The sequence below is a fragment of the Serratia sp. JSRIV001 genome (genome assembly GCF_019968745.1).
In the GTDB taxonomy this organism is placed as follows: Bacteria; Pseudomonadota; Gammaproteobacteria; order Enterobacterales; family Enterobacteriaceae; genus Chania; species Chania fonticola_B.
In genome coordinates, this window is record NZ_CP074147.1 from 1282246 (window position 1) to 1307805 (window position 25560).

Here is a 25560-nt window from a genome sequence, read left to right on the forward strand (position 1 = left end):
CGCCTACAGTATTTACCAATCGCTCTGATATCTTCGTTATGAGTCCTGTTTTAATATCCTTATCAAGTTTTGTGGCGAACGTAGCGTTCAAATAATAACGCTATTTATGCTACCTGATATCGCGAATTTAATTCTTGATTAATAGGTCTATCTTAAAAGGTTATTATTATGAACAAGGCAAATAACACCCCAGCTTATAATGAAAATGATGATGTTTACGCGTCACAAGATTTGGCGGGTGAATTACCTAAGTCAACCTTCCCAATTACCGAGCGCAATCCACGTAACGTCTTTAATGCCATCCGCGATGAACTGATGCTGGACGGTAATTCCCGCCAAAACCTGGCGACGTTCTGCCAGACCTGGGTGGATGACGAAATTCGCGAACTGATGGATCTGTCTATCGACAAGAACATGATCGATAAAGATGAATATCCGCAAACGGCCGAAATTGAAGCCCGCTGCGTCAGAATGCTGGCCGACCTGTGGAATTCGCCAACGCCGGAAACCACCCTTGGCTGTTCAACCATCGGTTCCTCAGAAGCCGCCATGTTGGGAGGGTTGGCGCTGAAATGGCAGTGGCGCAAAAAGCGTGCCGAGCAGGGGCTGCCTAGCGATAAACCAAACCTGATTTGTGGCCCGGTACAGATCTGCTGGCACAAGTTTGCTCGTTACTTTGACGTAGAGCTGCGTGAAATCCCGCTGGAAGGCGATCGTCTGATCATGAATGCGGAAGAAGTGCTCAAGCGCGTTGACGAAAACACCATTGGTGTCGTGCCAACCCTGGGCGTGACCTTCACCTGCCAGTACGAGCCGGTGAAAGAGGTCAGTGATGCGCTGGATCGCCTGCAACAGGAAACTGGCCTGGATATTCCGATGCACATCGATGGTGCCAGCGGCGCTTTCCTGGCTCCATTCTGCTCGCCAGAACTGGAGTGGGACTTCCGCCTGCCACGGGTGAAATCCATTAATTCATCCGGTCATAAATTTGGTTTGGCGCCGTTGGGTGCTGGCTGGGTGGTATGGCGTGAAGCGGCGGATTTGCCCGAAGAGCTGATTTTCAACGTCAACTATCTCGGTGGCAACATGCCAACCTTCGCACTGAACTTCTCACGCCCCGGTGGCCAGATCGTTGCGCAGTATTACAACTTCCTGCGCCTTGGCCGCGAAGGGTACGCCAAAATTCACAACGCTTGCTACGCCACGGCTCAGCATTTAGCGGCCGAGATTGGCAAGTTAGGACCGTTTGAAATCCTGTTTGATGGTGACAGCGATAAAGGCATCCCGGCGCTGGCGTGGAAATTGAAAGACGGCGCGGCGATCGGTGGTTATACCCTTTACGATCTGGCGGAAAAACTGCGCGCTCGCGGTTGGCAGGTTCCGGCCTATTCGATGCCGACACACCGTGAAGATCTGGTTATTCAACGCATCCTGGTGCGTCACGGCGTGAGCTACGACCTCGGTTGCCTGCTGATCGACGATATCAAAAGGGCACTGATTGAATTCGAGAATCACCCTGTCATCAACCCAGTGTCTGCGCAACAAGGTAGCGGATTCCATCACGGCTAAGGCCAGAGCTTTATTATATCGGGGCGGCGTCGATGCCAGCCCCGCTTTTTCCCCCACCAATATTCGTTGGGAAGAGTAACCTCTTCCTGCAGGAGAATCGTTATGGCGAGCACAGAAAAAAGCGCCGCTCCAAAGCAATTAACGTTGTTAGGGTTTTTTGCTATTACCGCATCTATGGTAATGGCGGTTTATGAATATCCGACCTTTGCAACCTCGGGTTTTTCTCTCATCTTCTTCCTGCTGTTAGGTGGGTTCCTATGGTTCATTCCCGTTGGCCTATGCGCCGCCGAGATGGCGACGGTAAAAGGATGGCAGGAAGGTGGGGTATTCACCTGGGTGTCTAAAACGCTGGGTGAGAAATGGGGCTTTGCCGCCATCTCTTTTGGCTATCTGCAAATTGCCATAGGTTTTATCCCTATGCTCTATTTTGTGCTGGGGGCGCTGTCTTATATCCTCAAGTGGCCTGAACTGAACGAAGACCCGGTCGTTAAAACCGTCGCGGCATTGGTTATCTTGTGGGGTCTGGCGTTCACCCAGTTCGGTGGCACCAAAAACACTGCGCGTATTGCCAAGATTGGCTTCTTTGCCGGCATCCTATTACCGGCGGCTGTCCTGGTGATCCTGGCCGTCAGCTATCTGCATTCTGGTGCGCCACTGGCCATCGAAATGAACGCCTCTACCTTCTTCCCAGACTTTACCCAAATGGGCACGCTGGTGGTGTTCGTAGCGTTTATCCTGAGCTATATGGGCGTTGAAGCCTCGGCGACTCACGTCAACGAGATGAAAAATCCAGGCCGGGATTACCCGCTTGCCATGCTGTTACTGATGGCGGCGGCCATTTGTTTAAGCTCTGTCGGCGGTCTGTCTATCGCAGCGGTGATCCCTCATGGTGAAATCAACCTTTCTGCGGGGGTAATGCAAACCTTCAGCGTGTTGATCTCGCACTTTGGTCCGCAGTTTGAATGGGCTGTTCGCGTCATTGCTGCACTGCTGTTGTTAGGGGTATTGGCAGAAATCGCCGCCTGGATTGTTGGGCCGTCTCGCGGCATGTTGGTTACCGCACAACAAGGGATCTTGCCTGCTCGCTTTGCCAAAATGAACAAGAATGGTGTGCCGGTTGCACTGGTGATTTCTCAACTGGTGATTACGTCGATTGCGCTGATTGTCCTGACCAACACCGGGGGCGGCAATAACATGTCCTTCCTGATTGCGCTGGCGTTGACCGTGGTGATCTACCTGTGCAGCTATTTCCTGCTGTTCCTGGGCTACATCAAACTGGTACGCAAACAGCCGGAAAACGAACGTGTCTTCAATATTCCGGGGGGTAATGTGGTCAAGCTTACCGTGGCTACGATTGGTTTACTCACCTCTGCGGTTGCCTTTGTGGTCTCATTCTTCCCGCCCTCAGGTTTGGCCGGGCTTGAAGCCGACCATATGTACGTGACTATGCTGGTGGTGTGTTTCCTGGTGGTTGTGGCTATCCCGTTCATTATCTATGCGCTGCATGATAAACGCTTGAAGGCGACCAACCTCAAGCTGGTGCCTGTAAGCACGGATTCTGCGCCAGAAGGGCACTTCTTTATCCACCCGCGTGCACGCTCTGCGCACCATATTTTTGTCGATGACAAGCAAGTGCATTAATCGTTTCTTCACTGTGCACTGAACTTGCAATAACGGGCGCTGCATGCAGCGCCCGTTAATATATTCAATATGTTAGACATGGGCGAACCTGTTCGTCCCTGCCCATTCACCAATATCCCCCAATACCTTCTTTTTGCCCAGTTTAACGCCCAGTCATTGACCAATGACAAGGCGGCATGAGTGGCAGCCTCTTTATAATCAGGCCCGTTTGTCTTCTCACTGGTGTGGACCCATGGCTTATCAACTGAATCTTAACTGGCCCGAATTTTTAGAGAAATACTGGCAAAAACAACCTGTGGTATTAAAAAATGCCTTCCCGAACTTTGTCGATCCGATTACTCCGGACGAGTTGGCCGGTCTGGCGATGGAGGTTGAGGTAGACAGCCGTCTGGTCAGCCAAACCCATGGTCAATGGCAGGCGAGCCACGGGCCGTTCGAGCATTTTGATAATCTGGGGGAAACCGGCTGGTCACTGTTGGCCCAGGCGGTTAACCACTGGCATGCTCCGTCAGCGGAGTTGGTTACCCCGTTCCGTGTATTACCGGACTGGCGGTTGGACGATCTGATGATCTCCTTCTCGGTCCCTGGCGGCGGCGTAGGGCCACATATCGATCAGTACGACGTCTTTATCATCCAGGGCATGGGGAGCCGCCGCTGGCGCGTGGGTGACAAACTGCCGCTGAAGCAGTTTTGTCCGCATCCGGCACTGCTGCACGTGGAACCTTTCGAGCCGATTATCGATGAAGATCTGGAACCGGGCGATATCTTGTATATTCCACCGGGCTTCCCGCACGACGGCTTTACCCACCAAACCGCGCTTAACTACTCCGTTGGCTTCCGTGGCCCTAACGGCAGGGATTTAATCAGCAGCTTTGCGGACTATGCGCTGGAAAACGATCTCGGGGGCGAGCATTACAGCGATCCTGATTTAACCTGCCGGGAACATCCGGGCCGGGTTGAAGAGTATGAGCTCGATCGCCTGCGCAGCATGATGACCGAGATGATTAATCAGCCGGAAGATTTCAAACAGTGGTTTGGCCGCTTCGTGACCACGCCGCGCCACGAGTTGGACATTGCCCCAGCGCAACCGCCTTACGAGCAAGATGAGGTTATCGAAGCGTTGATGGACGGTGCCGTCCTGACTCGCCTGAGTGGCTTAAGGGTGCTGGAGGTTGGCGGCAGCTTCTTTATCAACAGCGAGCGTCTGGATACCGTCGAGCCTAAAGCCGCCGATGCCCTATGCCGTTACACTATCGTCGGTAAGCAAGAGTTAGGTGAGGCGCTGCAAAACCCGGCGTTCGTTGCCGAGTTAACGGGTCTGGTTAATCAGGGGTATTGGTTCTTCGACGAGTAAACGGTATAGATTTCCCCCAGGTCTCGGCGCAAGCCTTTGCCTGGGGGAGTTAATTAATCCACCAGAACACGCTTATTGGTCGCGCCCCAAAGGATCGACATCTCGGTAAACAGCGCACCGCTGATGTCTTCAACTTCAGTGGCGGTGATCTCTGCATTACCCTGCTTGCCGAAGAACACCACCTCATCACTAGGAGTGACGCCTTTCACGTCGGTCACATCCACCATTACGGTATTCATCGAGGTTTTACCCACCACCGGCACCCGCTGCCCCTGGATCAATACATGACCGGCATTGCTGAACACACGGCGATAACCGTCGGCATAACCCACTGGGATGTTCGCCAATACTGAATCGCGTTTCAGGGTGTAGGTACGATCGTAACCGACGGTATTGCCTTTAGGGTAATGGTTGAGTGCCGCGATGGATGACTTGAAGGTCATCACGCGTTTATAGTCATTACTGGCAATGGTATCGCCATAAAACACCCCGCCAACGCGCACCATATCAAGCCAGGACTCCGGCACGGTGAGGGTCGCAAAGGTATTGGCAACGTGTAAGGTCACGTCGCTGCGTTTGATCCCGGTAATGTCTAGCACCTGCTGGGATTGCACCTTAAAGCGGGCAAGATCCTTGCGCACCGCCGCTGCATCTTCCTCAGGATAGTGGGACATGATGCCGACCATTTTCAGATGGGGTAATGCAGAGATAGCCTTGGCTTCAGTCAATCCGGCAGCTTCGCTGACTTCCAGGCCGTTACGTGACATACCGCCAGAGTTCAGTGCCAAATGGAAGCGCAGGGTTTTGCCCTGTTGGGCGGCAATGGCATCCAGGCGTTTCGCCATCTCCAGATTACCGATCAGCTCTTCGGTGTCATAGTCGGTAGCCTGGCGCATCTCTGCTTCAGTGGCATTGCGCACGCGCATCAGGCGGCCTTTAAAGCCGAGTTCGCGCACGGTTTGCAGCTCTTGGTTACTGGCCACGCCAATGCACTGCACGTGATTCTTGATCATCACGGGTGCCACCAACGAAAGGTCGTGCCCGTAGGCATCGCCTTTCAGAATGGCGCAAAGGGTAGTTTTATCGCCCAACAGTTGCTGAATTTTGTGGGTGTTATATTCCAGCGCGCTTTGTGAGATTTCCAACCGGGCATTGCTTACCACCGCCGCCGGTGAACTTTTAACCGTAGCGGTAAGAGAATGAGTGGGATTGGTGGCAGCAGGTTGATGGCAAGCCACCAACGTTAATAGCGGTATTAAGACTAAATGGCGTAAATGCAGCGGCATATTCCTTTCCTGGTGAAATAAAAAAGAGTTTTTATCGGCCTCAGTCAGTTTTTTTATCTGATTTGACGGCGGGTGTGGCTGAGCGATCAGCGGCATTCAATAAATGACAAAACTGACTTTTTGTCAAATTTATTAATAAGCTACAGGGGAGGGAAACGATGCGGGTAATAAATAATGTAGCTATTTGGTTGTCCCCTCACCCCAACCCTCTCCCACAGGGAGAGGGAGCTGATAGCCCCAGCTCTTTTGGAAGTAAATAGATAATCTCAGAATATTCTAATACTCTCTCATCCATGGTGTGTCTGCTAATTTTAAGAACCACACCAGGGAGTAAGAAGAAGAAAGATAGGGTATTACGCAGAGCAATCAATGAACTCGATCTGATCCCCTCTCCCACAGGGCGAGGGAGCTGATAGCCCCAGCTCTTTTGGAAGTAAATAGATAATCTCAGAAAACTCGATCGTCCCTCATCCATAGTATGTCGCCGAATTTCCATAACCCTATCAGGAGAAAGATAGGGTATTACGCAGAGCAATCAACGAACTCGATCTGATCCCCTCTCCCTTTGGGAGAGGGTTAGGGTGAGGGGTATTATTTCATGGAATGCAGGCCAATCACGTTGCCTTCACTGTCTTTGGCGATGGAAATAAAACCATGTTCGCCGATGGCAAATTTTTCTTTCAGGATTTCACCGCCGTTTGGCACAATGCGGCTTTCTTCTACGGCGCAATCCTCACATGACAGATAAACCATGGTGCCGCCCGTTCCAACTGGCACGCCAGCCATTTTAACCAGTGCGCCGCCAGACCCTTCCCCCCCTTCCTGGTAAGGGAACATCAGGTATTCCATGCCCTCGGTTTCCAGTTTTTCTAACTGCGTGTCGAATACTGCCTCATAGAATTTCTTTGCTCGTGGCATATCAGTAACATAAATTTCAAACCAGCTAACGATATTTTTATTCATGGTATTCTCCAGTGGTATTGATTGTTGTTCCTGATTGGTTATGTTATATGTGCTGTTTATTTATACAGTGATAAAGATCACGTAATCAACTCGTGTTTGTTCTGCTGTTGGGGACTTACCAGGATGAACTCTATTCAATAAAGCCCAATGCGATGATAACTGGTCAGCTGGGTTTATTCCTGTTGCCGATATTGTAATATCTTACACCAGATAATTTTTTATTAATCATATAATGAATGTATGTTTAGGGGGTTAATGATGGATTATTCTTGTTTTTAATCAAGACCAATCCATAACGTGGGATAGGTAAGGCTTTAATGTTGACTGTGGATTTATTCTATTATTATAATTTAATCGCTTTAAGACGATAATATCTCGTTAAATTAAAGTTATTTTCTAGAAAAATATTGCAAGTTCATTTTGGTAATTACTATAAGGATATATTTATGAAGAAATTAAACGCATCTGAAGTTTCAAATGTTATTGGTGGTTATGTACTTGGCTGTGTTATTACCTATGAGCGTCAAACCACAGGTACCGGTACCTCTGCGGTAACCGTTTGCCGTCGCGTTGCCACCTGCCAAGGCAAGTTCGGTGAATTTTTGACTCGTGAACCAGCCGATCTGGCTCGCTGCGGCGCTTAATCGCAAGTAATAGTCAAGGTACGGCAATATGGATGGTGTCGTACCTTTCCTTTTCCCCCATATTCTCTTCTTGTTTCTGCGATTATTTATATCCCCGCGACGAAAGCTATCCTTTACAACTTCCGGCTGGATATGGATGTGGATGGCGAAAATAACAGCCTGGTGGAGTTGAACCCAGATGTGAAGCCTAACGATCGGAGCGGCCCGCGCACCAGCACCATGCAGGTCGATCAGGTGAAAGTGACTACCGAACAGCAGGCGGCACAGAAATTCGATCCTTCTACCCTCTGTTTGCTGAGCAACCCGAGCCGGTTGAACAAGATGGGTAACCCGGTTTCCTATCAGTTGATCCCGTATGCGGGCGGTACGCACCCGATCGCCAAGGGGGCCAATTTTGGCAATGACGAATGGATTTACCACCGCCTGAGCTTTATGGATCGGCAACTGTGGGTGATCCGCTACAACCCGAATGAACGCTATCCGGAAGGCAAATACCCCAACCGCTCGATCCACGATACCGGGCTGGGCAAGTACACGGCGGACAACCAGCCGATAGACAATACCGACGACGTGGTCTGGCTCACCACCGGCACCACCCATGTGGCGCGAGCGGAAGAGTGGCCGATTATGCCAACTGAGTGGGTGCACGCCTTGCTGAAACCATGGAACTTCTTCGATGAAACGCCAACACTGAATCTGAACGGGCAAAAGCAGCAGTAAGCCAGATTGAAGGTGTAGAGGAACAGCGAGCTCCGGCAATCTATTGATTATCCAGACGGGCGCAGCATGCAGCGCCCCTACGGTTTGGTTCTGTTGGCGTTTGTCAGCAGTATGCCAAAGAACGACTCCTGCACCTGAGCCTAACTCCGTACCAGCTCCCTCTCCCTGTGAGAGAGATTGAAGGAGTAGAGGAACAGCGAGCTCCGGCAATCTATTGATTATCCAGACGGGCGCAGCATGCAGCACCCCTATGGTTTGGTTCTGTTGGCGTTTGTCAGCAGTATGCCAAAGAACGACTCCTGCACCTGAGCCTAACTCCGTACCAGCTCCCTCTCCCTGTGGGAGAGGGTTGGGGTGAGGGGAAGCAGCGATATCGTGTGACGGCAAATAACACAGGGGGGCGAACTCTGCGATTCGCCCCCCTGACTCTTTCAATGCAGTGCTAACTAATAGCGAATACACACCGATTTGGACTCGGTATAAGCATCCAACCAGTCCGGGCCAAAATCACGGCCGCTGCCAGACTGCTTGAAGCCGCCAAACGGCATGTTGGCATCAATTAACGTATGAGTGTTGACCCACACCGTGCCCGCCTGAATGCGTGGCGTATAAGCCATCGCCGCTTGCAGGCTGGTGGTCCACAGGCTGGCCGTCAGGCCATAGTCGGTATCGTTGGCCTTCTGCAGCGCCTCTTCGGCATCCGCTACGCGGATCAGGTTGACGACCGGGCCAAACACTTCTTCCCGCGCCAGGTTCAGGCTGTCATCGGGATTGATCACCAGCGTCGGGGGAATATAGAAGCCTTGCAAGTCAGGCCCGGCGGCTCCGGTGATCAACTCGGCGTGTTTGTTGCGGGCGTCATCCAGATAGGCAGCCACCTTGTTGCGGTGTTCTTTGGACACCAGCGGGTTGATCTGGGCGTTGCCATCCATCCCCGGCCCGACAGAAAGCGACTTCACTGCCTGCTCAAAACCGGCGACCAGCCGATCGTAAATCGGGGCTTCAATATAGATACGTGAGCTGGCGGCGCAGACCTGCCCCTGGTTGAGGAAGCTGCCGGCCATCAACCCTTCGATCACCTGCTGCAGATCGGCATCTTTCAGCACGATGGCCGGGTTTTTACCGCCTAACTCCAGCGTGACGCGGGTCAACCGATCCGCCGCCGCGCGTGCGATCCCTTTCCCCACCGGCGTGGAGCCGGTAAAGCTCACTTTGGCGATCAGCGGATGTTCCGTCAGCGCCTTACCGCAGATAGCTCCTTTGCCGGTCACCACGTTAAACACGCCCGGTGGTACTCCTGCCTCGCTGGCTAGCTCAGCTATACGCAGCAGGGTGAGAGGCGTCGTTTCAGACGGTTTGATGACGATGGAACAGCCCGCAGCCAGCGCTGGCATCACCTTCCACATGCCAATCAGCAGCGGGAAGTTCCAGGGGACAATCCCGGCGACTACGCCGATCGGCTCCTTGCGGGTATAGACCTGATATTTGGCTCCCGGCGGCATCGGAATGGAGACATCCAGGGTTTGCCCGACGATCTTGGTGGTCAGCCCGGCGGTATAGCGCATCCAGTTCAGCGTGCAGCCCACTTCAAAGGCGCGGGAGATGTTGATGGATTTCCCCTGTTCCAGGGTTTCCAACTGGGCCAACTCCTCGGCGTGTTGCTCAACCAGATCGGCGAAGCGCAGTAAAATGCGCTCACGTTCGGCGGGCAGGCGTTGTGCCCAAACGCCAGTGGTAAAGGCCTGATGGGCCGAGGTGACCGCCAGCTCCACGTCGGCGGCGTTGGCATCGGCGGTGCAGGAGATTTGTTTGCCGTCGGCTGGGTTATAGACCGCCAGCCGCGATTCGGCCTGTGAGGTTTGCCATTGGCCGTTGATATACAGGCCGTGCTGACGATCGAGGAAACGGACTACGCTGTCCAGTATGGTCACATTAGGCATACGCCCTCCTAAGGGAATAAACGGTTCGTTACCCTTAACAGTCTATAGCGTTATGCCCAACGCGGTTTTCATCTGCCTGACAATGGGTTTGTACTGCGTGACACTTGCGGGCTATTTACGCGCCAGCAAGGTAGCGAAACGCAGTTTGATGCGGTTGCCCTCGGCATCGACGCGGTGCAGCTCGCCGGGGTTCTCGTTATATTTGATGATGTCCCAATCCTGATAATAGTCTGCTAACTCATCCGGTTTGAAGGTGAATGAGAAGGGCACCGTACAGGGATAATCTGGCGTATCCATGGCCGCGACGATCAGGTTGTAGCCTCCTTTGACCGTGCTGTCTTGCATATTGCGCACGATGTGTGGGATCTGCTGGCGGTCCAGGAACATAAACACCACGGTAGACAGGATAAAGTCGTACTGGCCACTAAAGCGGTGAGTATTGAGATCCTGCTCACTGGCGCTGATATGTGCAAGCTGCTCGGTGGCTATGATCTGGTTTATCGCGGCGATTGATGCAGCATTTTTGTCCCAGGCGGTAACGTCAAAACCTTTCAGGTTGAGATACAGCGCATTGCGACCGCTGCCACAGCCCAGATCCAGCGTCTTGCCGGGCGCGATCAGTTTGGCTGCCTCAAGGACTTCGGAATGGGTGGCCGTCAGGGAGTATTTTTGGGTGTAGTAGTTTTCTGGCAGGGTGGGCTGCTGATCCATCATGGTGTTCCTCTATATTTGATGTATATAAAATACATCTTTAATGGCCTTTTGCCTAGCCGTTGATAGGATCACAGTATACCCGTTCAGTTTGGCCTGGCGGTATCCCTGCGCCAGGCCCTGGTTTTATCAGCCAATGCGCCTTGGGTTGTGCAGCCCAAAGTTAAAGCTGTTGCAGCGGCGGCAGAACTCTTTCATCGCCGGTGGGGAGTCCATCCTCGGCAATTTCACCTCGATAAACGCCAACTGGTCCTGACGCGAAGCCTGCTCCAGCGCCATCTCCAGCTGTTGGCTGGTTGCTACCGCGACGCAAAACGCCTGGGTCTGCGGGCTTAGCACCGCCGGGAGTCTTGCGTAATCCCACGAGCCGATATCGTTATAAGATGACGTTTCGCCAAGGATATAGCGCTCAATGGTGTAACCGTCGTTATTGATCAGAAAGACGATCGGCTTTTGCTGATGGCGTAACAGCGTTGAGAGTTCCTGGGCGGTGAGCTGGAAGGAGCCATCACCAATAAACAGCAACTGCCGCCGTTGGGGCGCGGCCATCATCGTGCCGAGTAATGCCGGTAAGGTATAGCCGATCGATCCCCATATTGGTTGGTTGACCACCGTAACGCCATTTGGTATCCGCATGCCGCCGATCGCTGCCCCAGAGGTGCCATTTTCAACGACCAGCACGTCATCCGCCTGAATAAAGCGCTGTATCCGCTGCCAGAAATAGTCCTGATCGAGCGGTTCGCTGCTTGGCTGCGCCAGTTTTTGTTGCGGCCGGGATAGTGGCTTCAGCGGCGGCAGGCTGGTGGCAGGAACTTTCTCCAATAGCGCTTGCAGCAGCTCGCTTGCCGTTACCGCCGGATAGGACAGATTATCCAGCTTCAGCGAAAAAGGCTGAATATCCACCACTGACTGCTCTGGGATCTGCTGGCTGAAATAACCGGTGGTGGAATCCACCAGGCGTACGCCAAAGCTGAGGATGCAATCTGACTCGGCCATCAGCTCAAACAACTCGGGGCGAGACAGATCGCCGTTGTAGCCGCCTTGCCAGCCCGGCGTGTTCTCTGAGATCGCACATTTTGCCGTGGGCATATTGGTTAGCGGGATGGCGAATTTATCCGCCAACGCTAACACCTGCGTTTGAAGGTGATATCGTTCGACCATCTGATCGATCAGGATGATTGGCCGTTTAGCACGGCTAATCCGTGCGAGCAGGGCTGCGCTGGCAAGCTGAAGATGGCTGGCATCGCTGCTTGGCAAACGATATGGGGCGGGGTTATCGGCAACCTCAATTTCCACTTCACAAATGTCTGAAGGTAGCTGCAGGTAAACCGGCTTCTTACGTTGCCAAGCGCAGGCAATGACCCGCGGGATCTCCGTTGCGGCATTTTCCGGGGTGATGAGCGCCTGCGCCACGGTAAACTGCCGGAAACAGTTCATCACGTTATCAAAATTGCCGTCTGCCAGAGAGTGGTGCAGCAGCGCATTGCCCTGCATGGCGTGCAGCGGTGGTGTACCTGCAATGCAAATCACCGGAGCTGATTCCGCATAGGCTCCGGCAATGCCGGAAAGGGCCGCCAGATCGCCCACGCCATAGGTGGTGATCAACGCCCCGGCGCCTTTGAGACGGGCATAGCCATCGGCGGCGTAAGCGGCGTTAAGCTCGTTACAGTTGCCAATGAATTCGCACTCTTGGTCATGCTCGATGGTTTCCAGCAGCGCCAGGTTGTAATCGCCGGGCACGCCGTAGATGCGATCCACTTTCAGGGCACGCAGCTGTTGCAGGATGAATGAACCTATGGTGATCCTCATTGATTGCTCCACATTCACGTCAATTTATTGTTATTTAACCGTGCGCAGCAGGGAACGGCTGGCGATGTCGCGCGGTTAATCGTTGAAAATGCGAGTCGCTTGTAGGGCGTCAGCATTAACAGTTGGTGAAAGTGGTGGCTTGTTCAAGTTGAGCGGGTTTGGGGAAGGATTGCTTATCGTATCAAGGAGTTTACGACCCCAAGGGGGTAGCAAGAACGGTTTTCGCAGGGGGCGGTACTTTTCTTGCATTGATGGCCGCTGAAAATCGCGGCAAGGGCAGAAGGGGAACGCCAGATAGGTACTTTCCGCCATCTTCACTTCTCTCCTGGCTGGGCGTCAATTTTTCGCTACGCCAGGAGGAAGATAATTTAGAGTGGGAGAGTGGCGCTCAGAAGAACATAATCCAGGCTGCCGAAATCGGCATCGCCAACACCAATGCTGGCAGCATATTGGCTACCGGGAACAGCTTGATGCCGCAGATGCGCAAGCCGGTGGCCAACATCATTAATCCGCCAACGGCAGAGAAATCGGCCTGCATTGCCGGTGTGGTCAGCGGCAAAATGAACACGGCACCAAACGCCAGCGCTAACTGGATGACCAACTGCGGGACGGCGATCAGCGCTACGGCCAGGCCAAGCGTGGAAGCAAAAATCAGCGCGGTGAACAGATCAAGGAAAGATTTGGCAATCAGCACGCTGGCATCCCCGGTCATCCCTTCGTGCATCGAGCCAAAGATGCCGGTGCCGCTGGCACAAAACAGCACGATAATGGCGACATATGCCTCCAGAAACTCTTTCTGGTCCTCTCTGACAGCGCCTTTGGGAGACATCAGATTACGGGCCCAGCCTGCGATGCGGCTGATGCCTCGTTCGATGTAGCAAAGCTCGCCAAGCAGCGCTCCCAGCACCAGCGCCAATACCATCACCGGCATATGAGCTACCTTGCCAATCAGCACTATGCCCATCCCCATGGAGGTAATACCAAAGGTCATTGGCAATGCCAGGCGCACCCGCTCCGGTAGTCTATGGCCCAACATTGCCCCTGCAATGCCACCGGCCAATATTGCTGCACCATTAATAAATGGACCAATAACCATACTTATCCCCCCGGCAAATAAAAGCTAAGGTTCCTCCATAAGTCGTTGAGGTGCAAGCAGGATAACCGGAGTTTTCTGACAGACAACGCGTATCCAGGCGCATAACTTGAGCACGTATGCCGCTAGCACGCCATCGCGCACCAAACTTAACCTTCTCTCAACGAGGGGCGATAAAAGCATCGGACCAGTAAGATACGGCTTGCTCAGGATAGGACGATCGGTAAGAATCCCCGGTTTTATTTTTACAGGAGTTGTGAAATGGTGGTTAAAAGGATCTTGTTAGCCGGGGGGTTGGCGTTGATATTTCCTGCACTGCCTTCCTACGCCGAGGTTAGTGCGGAAAATAGCAATGCCGCGCACGCAGAAGATCCAGGCTGGTGGGGGCGCTTTACCGGCAACGTGGCGGAAACCTGGAACAACTCGCCCAATAAGGAGCTCTATCTCCCGGCGATCACTTGGCACAACCGCTGGACCTACGACAAGGAAAAGACCGACGAGTATAACGAGCGCCCTTGGGGGGCTGGCTATGGCATCTCACGGTTTGATGCCGATGGTGATTGGCACGCGATCTACCTGATGGCGTTCAAGGACTCCTTCAACAAGTGGGAGCCGATCGGCGGTTATGCCTATGAGAAGATCTGGCGACCGATTGAAGGGGAGGACTTCCGTCTGGGGCTGGGATTTACCGCCAGCGTGACCGCTCGTGACAACTGGAAATATATCCCGATCCCCGCGCCGCTGCCGTTGGCCTCGATCGGCTATAAGCAACTGACCTTCCAGGCCACCTATATTCCGGGTACTTACAACAACGGTAACGTGTTCTTCGCTTGGTTACGCTGGCAGTTGTGATGACTTGCCGATGTTCTGAAAAATGCGCGGCAGTCCGAATAAACGGAACTTGTCGGTTGGCACGGCGTCCGAGCTAAGCGTGGTGTTAATTACGCCATCATTTTGCAGTTAAACAGGAGTCTTGCCGTTATGAATACCAAACATCGCTTATTGTTGGCCCTGAGCTTGACCACGGTAATGGCTACGGGCAGTGCCCAGGCCGCCGGGTTGATGGACTCCCTTGGCAGTGCCGCCACAGAACTGAGCAAATCGGGTGGCAGCACCAGCACCAGCAGCGGTGGCATGTCGCTGTCTTCGCTGAGTGGATTACTCAACGGCGGTGATAAAGCATTGAGCTCCTCCAGCATGACCAACGCCGCAGGGATCTTGCAGTACTGCGTGCAGAATAACGTTCTATCGGCGAACGGCACCGAAGCGGTGAAAGACCAACTGCTGAATAAACTGGGCATCACCAGCACGGCCAATGCCAACAGTGAAGATTATCAGCAAGGTCTGGGTGGCCTGTTGCTTACCGGCAAGGGCAACACGCTGGATCTCAATAGCCTTGGCACCTCGCAAATCACCGAGAAGGTGAAGCAGAAAGCCTGCGATCTGGTGCTCAAGCAGGGTATGTCCTTTATTTCCTGATCCCCTGGGGTCAGCGATGCTCCTACTCAACTCACGGTGAAGATAATCTCAATGAGCAAGATGCTGATACTTTCTCTTTTCGCTAGTGTAGCTTTGTTACAGGGGTGTACGGCGAAAACCAATGATGATGCGCCTGCGCCGCCAAAGGTGATTGGTATGGCGAATCCGGCAGATGTGTATTGCAGCCAGATTGGCGGCAAGCTTAACCCCAAACAGAATGCTCAGGGGCAGTATTCCACCTGCACTTTGCCTGATGGGCAAGAGATTGACAGCTGGGAGCTGTTCCGCCGCGACCATCCAGCGAAAAAGTAACCCGATAACCGTGCTAGAACTCCCTATCACTGATTGGATGATATTGGTTTGGCCCCTCCTCTGAAAAGGTTAATGGCAGTCTGCCATCGGGCCGATCTGCCACCGAGAGGGCCTTACGGAAGCTACAACCGCTGTGGATGTTTTTCACCTTCATCACATAGCGGCCGTTGGGCTCCAGCTTGATATTGAAGCTGCTGGCGGCCGGGAGGAACACCTCGGCCAGCAGTTGCTTGGTGGTGTTCTCCAGTTTGACCAACACGGCAAATTCATTGTGCTGATTATCCAGCGTCAACGTCTGCAATTTGCTGCCTGCTTGCCAATCTGGCTCATGGAGATAACCTGCCGAAGCGGGCCATGGGCTGCCCTGATTATCTGGCAACGGCCCAACGCAGTGTTGGCGTGCCTCCCGTAATGGGGCTTCCCGTTGGATCACGTAATTTTGGGGGGCGGCAAGGGTAAAACTCTCCTCCTGTTCCCCTTCACTCAAGTGGCGTTTAGCCAGCAAAACCCCAGCTGCAACCAGCATAAAGAAGATCAACAGGGTCAGTCGATTGCGGAAGATCGGTGCCAATAGCCTTCCAGGCAGTTGAAACAGCCAGCTTGCAACTCTCAATAGCATTGTTTTTCCTTTCAAGCCGCAACTTGCCTTTCAATGGGTGATTAATCAGAGCGTTACATCTGCGTTAACGTAACTTTTTCCAGTATAGCCAACATCCTGGCGGCGAAAATCGCCAAAAGCGCTTTTTATAGAAAACGATTGTACGTTTGTGTTCGTTTGTATACATTTGTGCTCGTTGTTACTTTGCCGGACCTTCAGAATGTCAAAACTGCTGCCCAATGAGCGCCACCAAGCCATTCTCGCCACCTTGCAACAGCAGGGGCGAGTGCTGGCGATTGAAATGGCGGCGCAACTGCATACCACCGAGGCCACCATCCGCCGCGATCTGCGCCAACTGGCGGCGCAAAACCTGTGCAAACGGATCTATGGTGGGGCGTTGGCGCTCACGCCTGCCGGTGGCTATATGGCCGAGCGGGTTAAGATTAGTGGCGATGAAAAACATCGGCTGGCCCAGGCAGCCTTGCCTCTGATCCAGACCGGGCAGGTGATCTTTCTTGATGCGGGCAGTACCTATCTTTATCTGGCCGATCTGCTGCCCCGCGATCGGCAACTCACCGTGGTGACCAATGCGCTAAGCGTGGCCAGCCGCCTGCTGGAACGCCCTGGGATACGTACTATTTTGATAGGCGGTGAGCTAGATGCAGAAATCGGCGGCAGCGTCGATGCCAAGGCATTGGCCGAGATTGCCGCGTTTCGTTTCGACATCGCCTTCACCGGCGTTTGTGCTTACGATCCCGACAGTGGCTTTACCGCGCTGCGCTATCAGGAGGCGCAGTTCAAGAAGCAAATGCTGGCACGCGCTGGCAACGTCGCGGTGCTGTGTACCCGCGACAAGTTCAATACCTATGCGCCTTATACGCTCATGCCCGCCAACCAGGTCGATTATCTGGTGATTGCCCGTGGCGGCCATGCGCAGCTCGAGCAGCAGGTCACTCTCAGTGGCGGTAGCGTGCTGTATATTTCCGCAGATGATGGAGAATGAGGATGAAAATCGCCCATGTTGCCCTATGGACAGAGGATATTGAGGCTCAGGTCGGCTTCTGGCAGCGCTATTTCAATGGCGTAGCAGGGGAGGAGTATGTGAGCAAGAATCGCCCAGGCTTTACCTCGCGTTTTGTTCAACTGGCGGATGGCCCCGCGCTGGAGATCATGTGCGTGCCTGGCTTGTTGCCGGGGGGGAAAGGGGAGGAACGCGTTGGCTGGGCCCATATTGCACTGTCGCTCGGAAGCGAGGCGTTGGTGGATGAACTGGCACAGCGGGCCAGCCAAGAGGGGATTTTGCAGGCGGCACCGCGCTGGACCGGTGATGGCTTTTATGAGGCCATCATTCGCGATCCAGACGGCAACGCGATCGAAATCACCGCCTGATCACGCTTCCTCCAGGGTGGCAAACTGCTGAGCCAGAAAATCTATCAGCAGCCGTACCGCTGGCAGCATGCCACGGCGTGAGGGATAGACAATGTGGATCACGCCGCCCTGAGGTTGCCAGCCGGGCAACAGCTGCACCAGATCGCCCCGCAGGATCTCGTCGTGCATCATCATGGTCGGCAGTTGAACGATACCGGCCCCAGCAATCGCCGCGGTACGCAGCATCAGCATATCGTCGGTGACCAGTCTGGGCTGATGCTCCCACTGAAACGTTTGCCCCTCTGGGCCGCTGAGTTGCCATTGATGCTGCGTTCTCGCCGGGCCGAGATCGAGCGTTGGGTAGTGCTGTAACCCAGCAGGTGAATCGATAGCGCCGATGGTGCGTACCAATGCCGGGCTGGCTGCGATGCACCAGCTGCGCTGAGCCAGGATTTTCAATACCAGGTCGCTGTCTTCTAACGGCGGTGGCCTGACGCGAACCGCCAGATCCAACCCTTCACCCACCACATCGACCCGGCGGTTGGTCGCCTCCAGATGTACCGTCACCCGTGGATAATCCGCCATAAACCTGGCCACCATGCTACCGATACGCGTATGCAACATCGCCACCGGGCAAGACATGCGTACCGTGCCGCAAGGCTCCGCCCGGGTTTGTTCGATCGCCTGCTGTGCCGCTTCGGCCTCAACCAGCATCGCCTTGCAGTGCACATAATAGCTTTGCCCCAAATCGGTCACCGAGAAACGCCGGGTTGAACGCTGGATCAGGCGTACGCCGAGCCGTTCTTCCAACTGCGCCACGCGGCGGCTGAGCTTCGATTTGGGAATGCCCAGCGCACGCCCTGCGGGGGCAAATCCCTGATGGTCTACCACGCTGGCGAAGAAATACAGATCGTTCAGGTCTGTCTGCATCGGTGCCCTTATCGTTCTATTGATAGAACACTGAGTGTATATCTTGCCGACTACTGCGGCAAATCGCCTTGGACTAAACTTCTGTCATCAACGTTAGGCCGCGAGGCCTGCAACAGGAGTTTAAGATGAAAAAGATCCTTGGTGTTTATAACAGCCCGGAAGCTCACTGGGTCGGCAACGGTTTTCTGGTGAATTCCCTGTTCTCATATAACGAGCTGGGCGCAGAGATGAGCCCGTTCCTGCTGCTGGATCACGCTGCGCCAACCAAATTCCGTTCGCACAGTGGCCGACGTGGCGTGGGGCAGCATCCCCATCGCGGGTTTGAAACGGTCACCATTGTCTATCAGGGCGAAGTAGAGCATCGCGATTCCACCGGCAGCGGTGGGGTGATCGGCCCTGGCGATGTGCAGTGGATGACGGCAGCGTCAGGCATCTTGCACGAAGAGTTTCATTCCAAAGACTTTTCGCAGAAAGGGGGCACCATAGAAATGGTACAACTTTGGGTCAACCTGCCAGCCAAAGACAAAATGGCGGCGCCGGGTTACCAGACTTTGCTCAACCAGGATATTCCTGTCGTGCCTCTGGCGTATAACGCCGGGCAGGTCAGGGTGATTGCCGGGAACTACGGCGGTCATGCTGGCGCAGCGCGTACCTTCAGCCCGATCAACGTGTGGGATATGAAGCTGAACGCCGGGCATACCACCACCTTGCAGGTGGAAGAAGGGCATACGCTGGCCGTGGTTATGCTGCATGGGGCGATTCTGGTTAACGGCGAGCAGATTGTGCGGGAAACGCAAATGGTGCTGCTGGATCGCGCTGGCGACTCCATCACCCTTGAGGCAAATGGTGACGTCAGCTTGCTGGTGCTGAGTGGTGAGCCTATCGATGAGCCCATCGTCGGTTACGGCCCCTTCGTGATGAATAACGAGGCGGAGATCCAACAGGCTTTCCGTGATTTCAACAGCGGTCAGTTTGGCGCGATGCCGCTGACTACCTCAGGCAGCAATCTGTAAAATTGATGTCCCGGTACAGAAAATGCTCTCCGTGCCGGGCGTCATACTCAAATTTCCCGACCGCGAACGTTCCTGCTGCGAACAACGTATTGAAATTTACGCATCTTTACTGAGAAACCGATTGAAAATTCAGCGGGATCTCCACATATAATGGAGTGTTAATTTCACAAGGAGCGCGTATGGGGATCAGTGAAGAAGAAGCTCTCCGTCGGTTGAGTCTAGAAAAAAATGCCGTCGGCAATTCGGCGAAATGGGTGGCAATTGTTTCAGCCGCTTACTTTGCTCTGATGGCGTTTTATGGTCATCCTACCGGCGTATTGGCCATGTCCGGTGCCATTTTTGTTGTTTCAACCACTACCTGGCTGAAAAAACGTCAGAAAGTCAAAGCCTACCGCCAGGTTCTGGCGAAGATTGACAGTGACCAAACCCGCTAACGCCGTTTGCCAGGCGCAATAATTTTTTAGCGGGCTAGCATAACGGCATTAACATAACCAACTTCAACCCGCTGTGCTCCGCCGGGTAGAACGTGACCTGCTGAAAATGCCGCTCCCCCTGCTGTGGGTGGCTGAAGGTACGTTCACCACCTTCACGGGCCATCACGTCCTGCTGCTTCCACCAATGGTGAAAAGCTTCGCTGTTGTGGGTCATATTGCGCACAAAGGCGCGTATCTCTTCCGTTCCCTGATGATGGCTGGTTTCGGCACGAAATTCGGCCACCACTCGTCGAGCCCGATTTTCCCAGTCACTGACCAGCACCTTCGCCTGAGGGTGAAAAAACATGAAGTGCAGCAGGTTGGGGGTTTTTGCCTGCTTAAGCCAATCGCAGAACAGCTCCTCCGCCTGTGGGTTCCAGGCCACCATATTCCAGGTGAGATCGAGCAGATAACAGGGCACGGTTATTTGATGCACGCTTTGCAGCACGGCGGCATTAACCGTCTCCTGCGGCTGTTCTTTTTCAGGATCGGTGATATGTGCCAGGGTGAACAGGTAGTGCCGCTCGGCATGGCCCAGCCGTAACGCCGTGGCGATGCGTGCCAGCGTACAGGGGGAAATTGACACCTCGCGCCCCTGTTCTATCCAGGTATACCAAGTGGCGCTAATGCCGCTGATTTGTGCCAGCTCTTCACGGCGCAAACCACTGGTGCGGCGGCGTGTTGCGGTGGGCAGGCCCAGCATTTCTGGCGTGATCCGCTCGCGGTGCGCACGCAAAAAGGCACCTAGGGCTTTCTGGCTGGATATTGCGTCTGATTCCATTAGGGTGGTACCTGTTTATACTAGGATAACTGCTCATATTGTACCCGTATAGCTGCTTGATTATAGTCATTACCAGCCATCTCGGCACCGGCGTAAGCCAGATAATAATGGGAGCAGCTATGAGCATCAGCAACAGCCATAAAAATGCGGTCGACCGCCAGTTTGGCGAACAGGCCAATGCCTACCTGACCAGTGCGGTACATGCGCAAGGGAAAGACCTGCAACGCCTGGCCAAGCTGTTGGCAGGGAGTACCGAGGCCCGCTTGCTCGATCTGGGGTGTGGGGCAGGGCACGCCAGCTTTACCGCTGCGGCCCATGTCGGGCAGGTGGTGGCGTACGATCTGTCGGCGCAGATGCTGACGGTGGTTGGCAACGCGGCGCAGGAAAAGGGATTGGAGAATATTCAGCTGCAGCAGGGCGTAGCGGAGTCGTTACCCTTTGATGATGCCAGCTTTGACGTGGTGATCAGCCGCTACTCGGCACACCATTGGCACGATGTGGGTCGGGCACTGCGTGAAGTTAAACGGGTATTGAAACCAGGCGGGCGAGCCATCTTTATGGATGTGGTCTCCCCGGGGCATCCGTTATTGGATATCTATCTGCAAACGGTCGAAGTGCTGCGGGATACTTCACACGTGCGCAACTATGCACCAGGTGAGTGGCTAAGCATGTTGACCGAGTCTGGGTTGTTGGTGCGGGAAGTCACGACCGATCGTTTGGATCTGGAGTTCAGCAGTTGGGTGGCGCGGATGCGGACGCCTGAGCATTTTGTCACGGCGATCCGTGCGTTACAGCAGGGGGTAGCAGAAGATGTTCGCCAACACTTTGCGATTCAGGCCGACGGCACATTTACCAGTGACATCATGATGTTTGAAGCGGTGAAAGGTTAAAATTTCAGGGCAGCCGTTGTGGGCTGCCCTGAAAATCCACGCTTACTTCTTGTCTTCTAACAGGCAACGGTAGATCAAACCACCGATAACACCGCCGATCAGCGGTACCAGCCAGAATACCCACAGTTGTTGCAACGCCCAGGTACCCTGGAAGATTGCCACGGCGGTACTACGTGCCGGGTTAACTGAGGTATTGGTAACAGGAATACTGATCAGGTGGATCAGCGTCAACGCCAGGCCGATGGCCAAGGGCGCAAAGCCTGCCGGTGCGCGTTTATCGGTCGCACCATGGATAACGATCAGGAAGAATGCGGTCAGTACTAATTCAATAACGATGGCGGCCTGTAAAGAATAGCCACCCGGTGAATGCTCACCGTAGCCATTAGAGGCTAAACCGCTGGCAGTTGCATCAAACTCGGCTTTTCCGCTGGCAATAAAATAAAGTACCGCGGCGGCAGCAATACCACCAATTACCTGAGCAACCACATAGGGAATAACATCTTTGGCAGGGAAACGGCCGCCTGCAAATAATCCCATTGTGACCGCTGGGTTAAAGTGCCCACCAGAAATATGGCCGACAGCGTAGGCCATGGTTACCACGGTAAGGCCGAACGCTAAAGCCACACCAGCAAAACCAATACCTAATTGAGGAAACGCTCCGGCCAGCACTGCGCTACCACAACCACCGAACACCAACCAAAAAGTACCGAAAAATTCGGCAAAAAGTCGCTTTGACATAGACTCCATCCTGCTGGGGAAAAAACTAACGGGCGTTAGCACTAAAACTATAGAGCACCTTTTTAATATTGTAGTGGCCTATAGCATAAATTTTCGCGCACACCTTCGATGACGGCCGGTATTAAAGCCCTATCTTTTTATTTTGTCTATGCGAAAGCGATTATTTTAAGAAATTATCCTCCTTTTGCTGTTTTTTTATCTTGGCGGTAGGTAATTTTCTTATTTCTTATAGGATTAATCATCTGTTTTATTTATCTCGTTGGTTAATTCTTATTTTTCAATTTGTTTTTATCACTCAATAATGATGGGCTGATTGTTTATTTCTATTTGTTATCCGCTCATTTAGATCCTGCTGTCATGAAAGTGTCACTGTCGATGGTTAGGCTCTCAGGCTGTTACTTTCCCTTACAAAGAGTTAATGCTATGAGAATCAAACCGCTTGGCGTGTTGTTGGCCTCTGTATTACCGCTGTTGTCCCATGCTGCCGATATTGGCGTTGCTCGTTACAACGTCAGCTTTCCTGATGGCGATCGCGTGGGCTATTCCGGCGCTTTTGCCAGCCAGTTTCCCAATGGGCTACCGGTAGGGATTGGTTCCGGGCTGGTATTTAATGGCCAGGAAGGGGGGGATCTACTGCTGACTACCGTGACCGATCGTGGCCCGAACGCCGATGCACCAGCAGTCGGCAAACAGGAGGCCAAGATTTTTGCCAATCCGGCTTTTGTTCCCTTATTGATGGAAATCCGTATTGGTGGCGGTAAGGCCGTTGCCACCCAAGCCCGTCCTCTGCACGATGATAAAGGCCCTATTAGCGGCTTGCCGTTGCCTGGCAACCTGATTGGCTCAACCAATGAAGTGGCATTGACGGATACGCTCAAGCCGCTGCCGAGTGACAAACGCGGGTTGGATACCGAAGGGATCACGCCAGACGGCAAGGGAGGCTATTGGCTGTGTGATGAATATGGCCCCTTCCTGATCCATATCGATGGCCAGGGTAAGATCCTGGCGAAATATGGCCCAACGCCGTTAGCGGGTGAGCAGGCGGTTGCCAGCGGTCTGCCTAACATCATTAAATGGCGTCAACCGAACCGGGGTTTTGAAGGCGTAACCCGGTTGCCGGATGGGCGGATCCTGGCCGCGGTGCAGAGCACGCTGGATATCGATGGCAAGAGTAAAAACCAGGCGCAGTTTACCCGTTTGGTCAGCTTTGACCCTGCCAGTGGCAAAACGGCCATGTATGGTTATCCGATCGATATCACCCGTTACCAGAAAGCCAAAGATGCCAAGATTGGCGATATCGTGGCGGTCGATAATCAACACATCCTGCTGATCGAACAGGGCAGTGACAAAGACAAACAGATGATGAACAAGATCTATCTGGCTGATCTCAGCCAGGCCAGCGATCTGACGTCGTTCGACGGCCAGGGTAAGGCGTTGGAATTTGCTGATGCCAGCGAATTGGCCAAGCGCGGAGTGAAGCTGGCTCAGAAACGTGAAGTGGTCGATCTGCGTAAACTGGGTTGGCAGCAGGAGAAGGTGGAAGGATTGGCGCTGATCGATAACCGCACACTGGCGGTGATTAACGACAATGATTTTGGTTTGCAGGCCAAGCTGGTCAACGCCGAGCCTGAAGGGAAGAAGATTGGCGACTATCAGCTGGATCAGCAAGGGAAACTGAGTTTGGCAGGTAAACCGGTAAACACGACGATTGAATTGCGGCCATTGGCACAGCCAGAGTCCTTGAGTGAACTGTGGGTGTTAACCCTGCCAGAGCCATTACGCTGAGCGGGTGTAGCAAGTCGATAGAGGAATGTCTGCCGGATAATTGGGCCAGGTTTGGCCTAATTATCCGTTAAGCGTGGGCAGAGAGAAGGAAAATTGCTTTAAAATAAACCGGGTTACCTCAGTTGACTAAATATAATTATTAATTTTTTCAAATAGAGCGTAAAATTTGCGCTATAAATAAAGTTATGCGCTATCAGGAAATACCCACTCTCACTTTCTCCTTATTTTGCTCACAATGATTGAGCTTCTTTACATTGGATGACGTCTGTTTTCAATGGTTAACTCATAATTAACCTCACTGAGAACGAGTTCAAATGAAAATAACGGAGTCAATCATGAAACTATTACCATGCATTGCAGCAGCACTGATCGCCACCGCTTCATTCTCCACCATGGCCGCAACCATGGGCGCCAAACAGGTTGATAGCGCTCAAGCCAGCAGCATGCAGAGCATCGGCGTGGTGTCAGTTTCCGGTATCAGCGGCTCACCGGATGACGCTATCCATGCGTTGAAACAAAAAGCGACTGAAGACGGTGCAACGCACTATCGAATCATTGGCCTGGATAATCCAGGGGATTCCAGCGCTTGGCGCGGTACTGCAGAAGTTTATCGTTAATTAAGTCACGATAAATAGTTAAGTGGTCAGTTAGCTCGGCCAATATAAATTACCCTATGAATTTCAAGCTGCAGCTAGGCGACAAACTTACTCATCCCCAGGAGCTTACGTTTAGTAAGTGACTGGGGTGTGTAAGTGCAGGTAACAACGCTGCAGCTTGAAAGGCGACGGGTATAGACGGCTGCGGATAATAATCTGTCCAATACTGTGTTGGTTGATTATTATCGCAGCCTTTTTGGTTTTTATTTTATGATGCCTGGTGACACTTGATTACCGGTCACAATCGCTTTTCCATTACCACCACTTCGTCGCCATATTGCTGGCGGCGCTCAATAGTCTGCCAGCCCCAACCGGCGTACAACGCCTCGCTGTGATCGGTGATCAGATGCAGAACGGGATGGCCGCGTTGTTGCGCCGCGCTGACGATCGCCTGCTCCAGGCGCTGGGCAATACCCTGCCGCCGATGATCTGGGTGCACGAAGACACCGGCTAACCAGGGGGAGAGATCCATGCGATGATGGTCGTCACTTGGCCACAGGCTGGCCATCCCCAGTGGGCGTTCGCCATCAATCAGCAGCAGCGTCAGGAAGTCCTCGCTGGGTTTGCTGCACAAAGCAAAGCGTTGGCGGGTACGTTCTAACGTGCCACCTCGTTGTGAACCCCATTGGCCGAATGCCCAAGCGGCACAGACATCGGCAAAGTGTGGGTAGTCTGTCAGCGTAACAATCTGTTGAGCCATATTTATCCCCCGGTGTTGAGATACCAATTTAGCCTGCAAGGCCGCCGTGTGGCGACTGCTTTTGGCTTTTTATCTGCTGAGGTTGTTCAGGGAAGAGGATGCCGTAT

The 25560-nt window shown here is 53.4% G+C and carries 25 protein-coding genes and 1 pseudogene; 15 read left to right on the top strand and 11 right to left on the bottom strand.

Features of this window, described 5'->3' with window-relative positions; all coding sequences use genetic code 11:
• The first annotated feature begins 168 nt into the window (after positions 1-168).
• From KGP17_RS05760 to KGP17_RS05770, 3 genes are all read left to right on the top strand, one after another.
• On the top strand, positions 169-1569 hold the full coding sequence (locus KGP17_RS05760; RefSeq protein WP_094983045.1) for a glutamate decarboxylase: 1401 nt from the start codon (positions 169-171) through the stop codon (positions 1567-1569).
• Positions 1570-1671: 102 nt separating this feature from the next.
• Positions 1672-3210, top strand: coding sequence for a glutamate:gamma-aminobutyrate antiporter (gadC, locus tag KGP17_RS05765; RefSeq protein WP_115158583.1), 1539 nt, complete (start codon positions 1672-1674; stop codon positions 3208-3210).
• Between the two features lie 232 nt (positions 3211-3442).
• Positions 3443-4564, top strand: a complete 1122-nt coding sequence (locus KGP17_RS05770) for a cupin domain-containing protein (RefSeq protein ID WP_094983047.1) — start codon at positions 3443-3445, stop codon at positions 4562-4564.
• A 53-nt stretch (positions 4565-4617) separates the two neighbouring features.
• On the opposite strand, the gene alr is transcribed toward KGP17_RS05770, so the two are convergent.
• The gene (gene alr / locus KGP17_RS05775; protein ID WP_223499026.1) at positions 4618-5850 is read right to left on the bottom strand and encodes an alanine racemase; all 1233 of its coding nucleotides are present in this window, start codon (positions 5848-5850) and stop codon (positions 4618-4620) included.
• Between the two features lie 591 nt (positions 5851-6441).
• A complete protein-coding gene (locus KGP17_RS05780; RefSeq protein ID WP_021805546.1) occupies positions 6442-6813 on the bottom strand; it encodes a VOC family protein in 372 nt (123 codons plus the stop codon).
• A gap of 446 nt (positions 6814-7259) precedes the next feature.
• Between KGP17_RS05780 and KGP17_RS05785 the strand changes: the two genes are divergently transcribed.
• Both KGP17_RS05785 and tynA read left to right on the top strand, forming a co-directional pair.
• Complete coding sequence (locus KGP17_RS05785) at positions 7260-7457, top strand: DUF4762 family protein (RefSeq protein ID WP_021805545.1); 198 nt, start codon at positions 7260-7262, stop codon at positions 7455-7457.
• 108 nt (positions 7458-7565) lie between these two features.
• Positions 7566-8177, top strand: a pseudogene (gene tynA / locus KGP17_RS05790) (primary-amine oxidase); the annotation flags it as partial.
• A 446-nt stretch (positions 8178-8623) separates the two neighbouring features.
• On the opposite strand, the gene KGP17_RS05795 reads toward tynA, so the two are convergent.
• The 4 genes from KGP17_RS05795 to KGP17_RS05810 form a co-directional block, all read right to left on the bottom strand.
• Entirely contained in the window at positions 8624-10117 is a 1494-nt protein-coding gene (locus tag KGP17_RS05795) for an aldehyde dehydrogenase family protein (protein ID WP_021805543.1), read from the bottom strand.
• Positions 10118-10228: 111 nt separating this feature from the next.
• On the bottom strand, positions 10229-10828 hold the full coding sequence (gene tehB, locus KGP17_RS05800) for a tellurite resistance methyltransferase TehB (RefSeq protein WP_223499605.1): 600 nt from the start codon (positions 10826-10828) through the stop codon (positions 10229-10231).
• A 129-nt stretch (positions 10829-10957) separates the two neighbouring features.
• Positions 10958-12637 carry an alpha-keto acid decarboxylase family protein gene (locus KGP17_RS05805; RefSeq protein ID WP_021805541.1) on the bottom strand — a complete coding sequence of 560 codons (1680 nt, stop codon included), beginning with the start codon at positions 12635-12637 and terminating at the stop codon, positions 10958-10960.
• 388 nt (positions 12638-13025) lie between these two features.
• A complete protein-coding gene (locus KGP17_RS05810; protein ID WP_021805540.1) occupies positions 13026-13733 on the bottom strand; it encodes a DUF554 domain-containing protein in 708 nt (235 codons plus the stop codon).
• Between the two features lie 258 nt (positions 13734-13991).
• Here KGP17_RS05810 and pagP point away from each other — a divergent pair, with 258 nt between their 5' ends.
• From pagP to KGP17_RS05825, 3 genes are all read left to right on the top strand, one after another.
• Complete coding sequence (gene pagP / locus KGP17_RS05815) at positions 13992-14582, top strand: lipid IV(A) palmitoyltransferase PagP (protein WP_059199975.1); 591 nt, start codon at positions 13992-13994, stop codon at positions 14580-14582.
• 129 nt (positions 14583-14711) lie between these two features.
• The gene (locus tag KGP17_RS05820) at positions 14712-15209 is read left to right on the top strand and encodes a DUF2501 domain-containing protein (RefSeq protein ID WP_223499027.1); all 498 of its coding nucleotides are present in this window, start codon (positions 14712-14714) and stop codon (positions 15207-15209) included.
• Between the two features lie 51 nt (positions 15210-15260).
• Positions 15261-15521, top strand: a complete 261-nt coding sequence (locus KGP17_RS05825; protein ID WP_037375272.1) for a DUF333 domain-containing protein — start codon at positions 15261-15263, stop codon at positions 15519-15521.
• Between the two features lie 13 nt (positions 15522-15534).
• On the opposite strand, the gene KGP17_RS05830 is transcribed toward KGP17_RS05825, so the two are convergent.
• Entirely contained in the window at positions 15535-16140 is a 606-nt protein-coding gene (locus tag KGP17_RS05830; RefSeq protein ID WP_021805536.1) for a hypothetical protein, read from the bottom strand.
• Positions 16141-16339: 199 nt separating this feature from the next.
• Here KGP17_RS05830 and KGP17_RS05835 point away from each other — a divergent pair, with 199 nt between their 5' ends.
• Positions 16340-17122 carry a DeoR/GlpR family DNA-binding transcription regulator gene (locus tag KGP17_RS05835; RefSeq protein ID WP_059199979.1) on the top strand — a complete coding sequence of 261 codons (783 nt, stop codon included), beginning with the start codon at positions 16340-16342 and terminating at the stop codon, positions 17120-17122.
• Between the two features lie 2 nt (positions 17123-17124).
• Positions 17125-17508, top strand: a complete 384-nt coding sequence (locus KGP17_RS05840; RefSeq protein ID WP_021805534.1) for a VOC family protein — start codon at positions 17125-17127, stop codon at positions 17506-17508.
• On the opposite strand, the gene KGP17_RS05845 is transcribed toward KGP17_RS05840, so the two are convergent.
• Positions 17509-18417 carry a LysR family transcriptional regulator gene (locus tag KGP17_RS05845; RefSeq protein WP_094983233.1) on the bottom strand — a complete coding sequence of 303 codons (909 nt, stop codon included), beginning with the start codon at positions 18415-18417 and terminating at the stop codon, positions 17509-17511.
• A gap of 125 nt (positions 18418-18542) precedes the next feature.
• On the opposite strand from KGP17_RS05845, the gene KGP17_RS05850 reads away from it, so the two are divergent.
• Entirely contained in the window at positions 18543-19430 is an 888-nt protein-coding gene (locus KGP17_RS05850; RefSeq protein WP_209523069.1) for a pirin family protein, read from the top strand.
• Between the two features lie 179 nt (positions 19431-19609).
• On the top strand, positions 19610-19864 hold the full coding sequence (locus KGP17_RS05855; RefSeq protein ID WP_021805531.1) for a hypothetical protein: 255 nt from the start codon (positions 19610-19612) through the stop codon (positions 19862-19864).
• Positions 19865-19898: 34 nt separating this feature from the next.
• Here the strand turns inward: KGP17_RS05855 and KGP17_RS05860 are convergent, their stop codons facing one another.
• The gene (locus KGP17_RS05860; RefSeq protein WP_223499028.1) at positions 19899-20684 is read right to left on the bottom strand and encodes a helix-turn-helix transcriptional regulator; all 786 of its coding nucleotides are present in this window, start codon (positions 20682-20684) and stop codon (positions 19899-19901) included.
• Positions 20685-20803: 119 nt separating this feature from the next.
• On the opposite strand from KGP17_RS05860, the gene KGP17_RS05865 reads away from it, so the two are divergent.
• Complete coding sequence (locus KGP17_RS05865; RefSeq protein WP_209528309.1) at positions 20804-21574, top strand: class I SAM-dependent methyltransferase; 771 nt, start codon at positions 20804-20806, stop codon at positions 21572-21574.
• A gap of 42 nt (positions 21575-21616) precedes the next feature.
• On the opposite strand, the gene aqpZ is transcribed toward KGP17_RS05865, so the two are convergent.
• Complete coding sequence (gene aqpZ / locus KGP17_RS05870; protein WP_223499029.1) at positions 21617-22312, bottom strand: aquaporin Z; 696 nt, start codon at positions 22310-22312, stop codon at positions 21617-21619.
• Between the two features lie 423 nt (positions 22313-22735).
• Here aqpZ and KGP17_RS05875 point away from each other — a divergent pair, with 423 nt between their 5' ends.
• Together KGP17_RS05875 and KGP17_RS05880 are read left to right on the top strand one after the other, a co-directional pair.
• On the top strand, positions 22736-24097 hold the full coding sequence (locus tag KGP17_RS05875; RefSeq protein ID WP_223499030.1) for an esterase-like activity of phytase family protein: 1362 nt from the start codon (positions 22736-22738) through the stop codon (positions 24095-24097).
• A gap of 335 nt (positions 24098-24432) precedes the next feature.
• Positions 24433-24714: a DUF1471 domain-containing protein gene (locus KGP17_RS05880; protein WP_021805527.1), complete on the top strand. Its 282-nt coding sequence runs from the start codon at positions 24433-24435 to the stop codon at positions 24712-24714.
• A gap of 277 nt (positions 24715-24991) precedes the next feature.
• On the opposite strand, the gene KGP17_RS05885 is transcribed toward KGP17_RS05880, so the two are convergent.
• Positions 24992-25453 carry a GNAT family N-acetyltransferase gene (locus KGP17_RS05885; protein ID WP_021180230.1) on the bottom strand — a complete coding sequence of 154 codons (462 nt, stop codon included), beginning with the start codon at positions 25451-25453 and terminating at the stop codon, positions 24992-24994.
• Positions 25454-25560: the final 107 nt, after the last annotated feature.

What these genes read in the sequence shown, in the direction of transcription:
- KGP17_RS05760 (WP_094983045.1), top strand. Translation starts at nt 169, where the DNA reads ATGAACAAGGCAAATAACACCCCAGCTTATAATGAAAATGATGATGTT.
- gadC (WP_115158583.1), top strand. Translation starts at nt 1,672, where the DNA reads ATGGCGAGCACAGAAAAAAGCGCCGCTCCAAAGCAATTAACGTTGTTA.
- KGP17_RS05770 (WP_094983047.1), top strand. Translation starts at nt 3,443, where the DNA reads ATGGCTTATCAACTGAATCTTAACTGGCCCGAATTTTTAGAGAAATAC.
- alr (WP_223499026.1), bottom strand. Translation starts at nt 5,850, where the DNA reads ATGCCGCTGCATTTACGCCATTTAGTCTTAATACCGCTATTAACGTTG.
- KGP17_RS05780 (WP_021805546.1), bottom strand. Translation starts at nt 6,813, where the DNA reads ATGAATAAAAATATCGTTAGCTGGTTTGAAATTTATGTTACTGATATG.
- KGP17_RS05785 (WP_021805545.1), top strand. Translation starts at nt 7,260, where the DNA reads ATGAAGAAATTAAACGCATCTGAAGTTTCAAATGTTATTGGTGGTTAT.
- KGP17_RS05795 (WP_021805543.1), bottom strand. Translation starts at nt 10,117, where the DNA reads ATGCCTAATGTGACCATACTGGACAGCGTAGTCCGTTTCCTCGATCGT.
- tehB (WP_223499605.1), bottom strand. Translation starts at nt 10,828, where the DNA reads ATGGATCAGCAGCCCACCCTGCCAGAAAACTACTACACCCAAAAATAC.
- KGP17_RS05805 (WP_021805541.1), bottom strand. Translation starts at nt 12,637, where the DNA reads ATGAGGATCACCATAGGTTCATTCATCCTGCAACAGCTGCGTGCCCTG.
- KGP17_RS05810 (WP_021805540.1), bottom strand. Translation starts at nt 13,733, where the DNA reads ATGGTTATTGGTCCATTTATTAATGGTGCAGCAATATTGGCCGGTGGC.
- pagP (WP_059199975.1), top strand. Translation starts at nt 13,992, where the DNA reads ATGGTGGTTAAAAGGATCTTGTTAGCCGGGGGGTTGGCGTTGATATTT.
- KGP17_RS05820 (WP_223499027.1), top strand. Translation starts at nt 14,712, where the DNA reads ATGAATACCAAACATCGCTTATTGTTGGCCCTGAGCTTGACCACGGTA.
- KGP17_RS05825 (WP_037375272.1), top strand. Translation starts at nt 15,261, where the DNA reads ATGAGCAAGATGCTGATACTTTCTCTTTTCGCTAGTGTAGCTTTGTTA.
- KGP17_RS05830 (WP_021805536.1), bottom strand. Translation starts at nt 16,140, where the DNA reads ATGCTATTGAGAGTTGCAAGCTGGCTGTTTCAACTGCCTGGAAGGCTA.
- KGP17_RS05835 (WP_059199979.1), top strand. Translation starts at nt 16,340, where the DNA reads ATGTCAAAACTGCTGCCCAATGAGCGCCACCAAGCCATTCTCGCCACC.
- KGP17_RS05840 (WP_021805534.1), top strand. Translation starts at nt 17,125, where the DNA reads ATGAAAATCGCCCATGTTGCCCTATGGACAGAGGATATTGAGGCTCAG.
- KGP17_RS05845 (WP_094983233.1), bottom strand. Translation starts at nt 18,417, where the DNA reads ATGCAGACAGACCTGAACGATCTGTATTTCTTCGCCAGCGTGGTAGAC.
- KGP17_RS05850 (WP_209523069.1), top strand. Translation starts at nt 18,543, where the DNA reads ATGAAAAAGATCCTTGGTGTTTATAACAGCCCGGAAGCTCACTGGGTC.
- KGP17_RS05855 (WP_021805531.1), top strand. Translation starts at nt 19,610, where the DNA reads ATGGGGATCAGTGAAGAAGAAGCTCTCCGTCGGTTGAGTCTAGAAAAA.
- KGP17_RS05860 (WP_223499028.1), bottom strand. Translation starts at nt 20,684, where the DNA reads ATGGAATCAGACGCAATATCCAGCCAGAAAGCCCTAGGTGCCTTTTTG.
- KGP17_RS05865 (WP_209528309.1), top strand. Translation starts at nt 20,804, where the DNA reads ATGAGCATCAGCAACAGCCATAAAAATGCGGTCGACCGCCAGTTTGGC.
- aqpZ (WP_223499029.1), bottom strand. Translation starts at nt 22,312, where the DNA reads ATGTCAAAGCGACTTTTTGCCGAATTTTTCGGTACTTTTTGGTTGGTG.
- KGP17_RS05875 (WP_223499030.1), top strand. Translation starts at nt 22,736, where the DNA reads ATGAGAATCAAACCGCTTGGCGTGTTGTTGGCCTCTGTATTACCGCTG.
- KGP17_RS05880 (WP_021805527.1), top strand. Translation starts at nt 24,433, where the DNA reads ATGAAACTATTACCATGCATTGCAGCAGCACTGATCGCCACCGCTTCA.
- KGP17_RS05885 (WP_021180230.1), bottom strand. Translation starts at nt 25,453, where the DNA reads ATGGCTCAACAGATTGTTACGCTGACAGACTACCCACACTTTGCCGAT.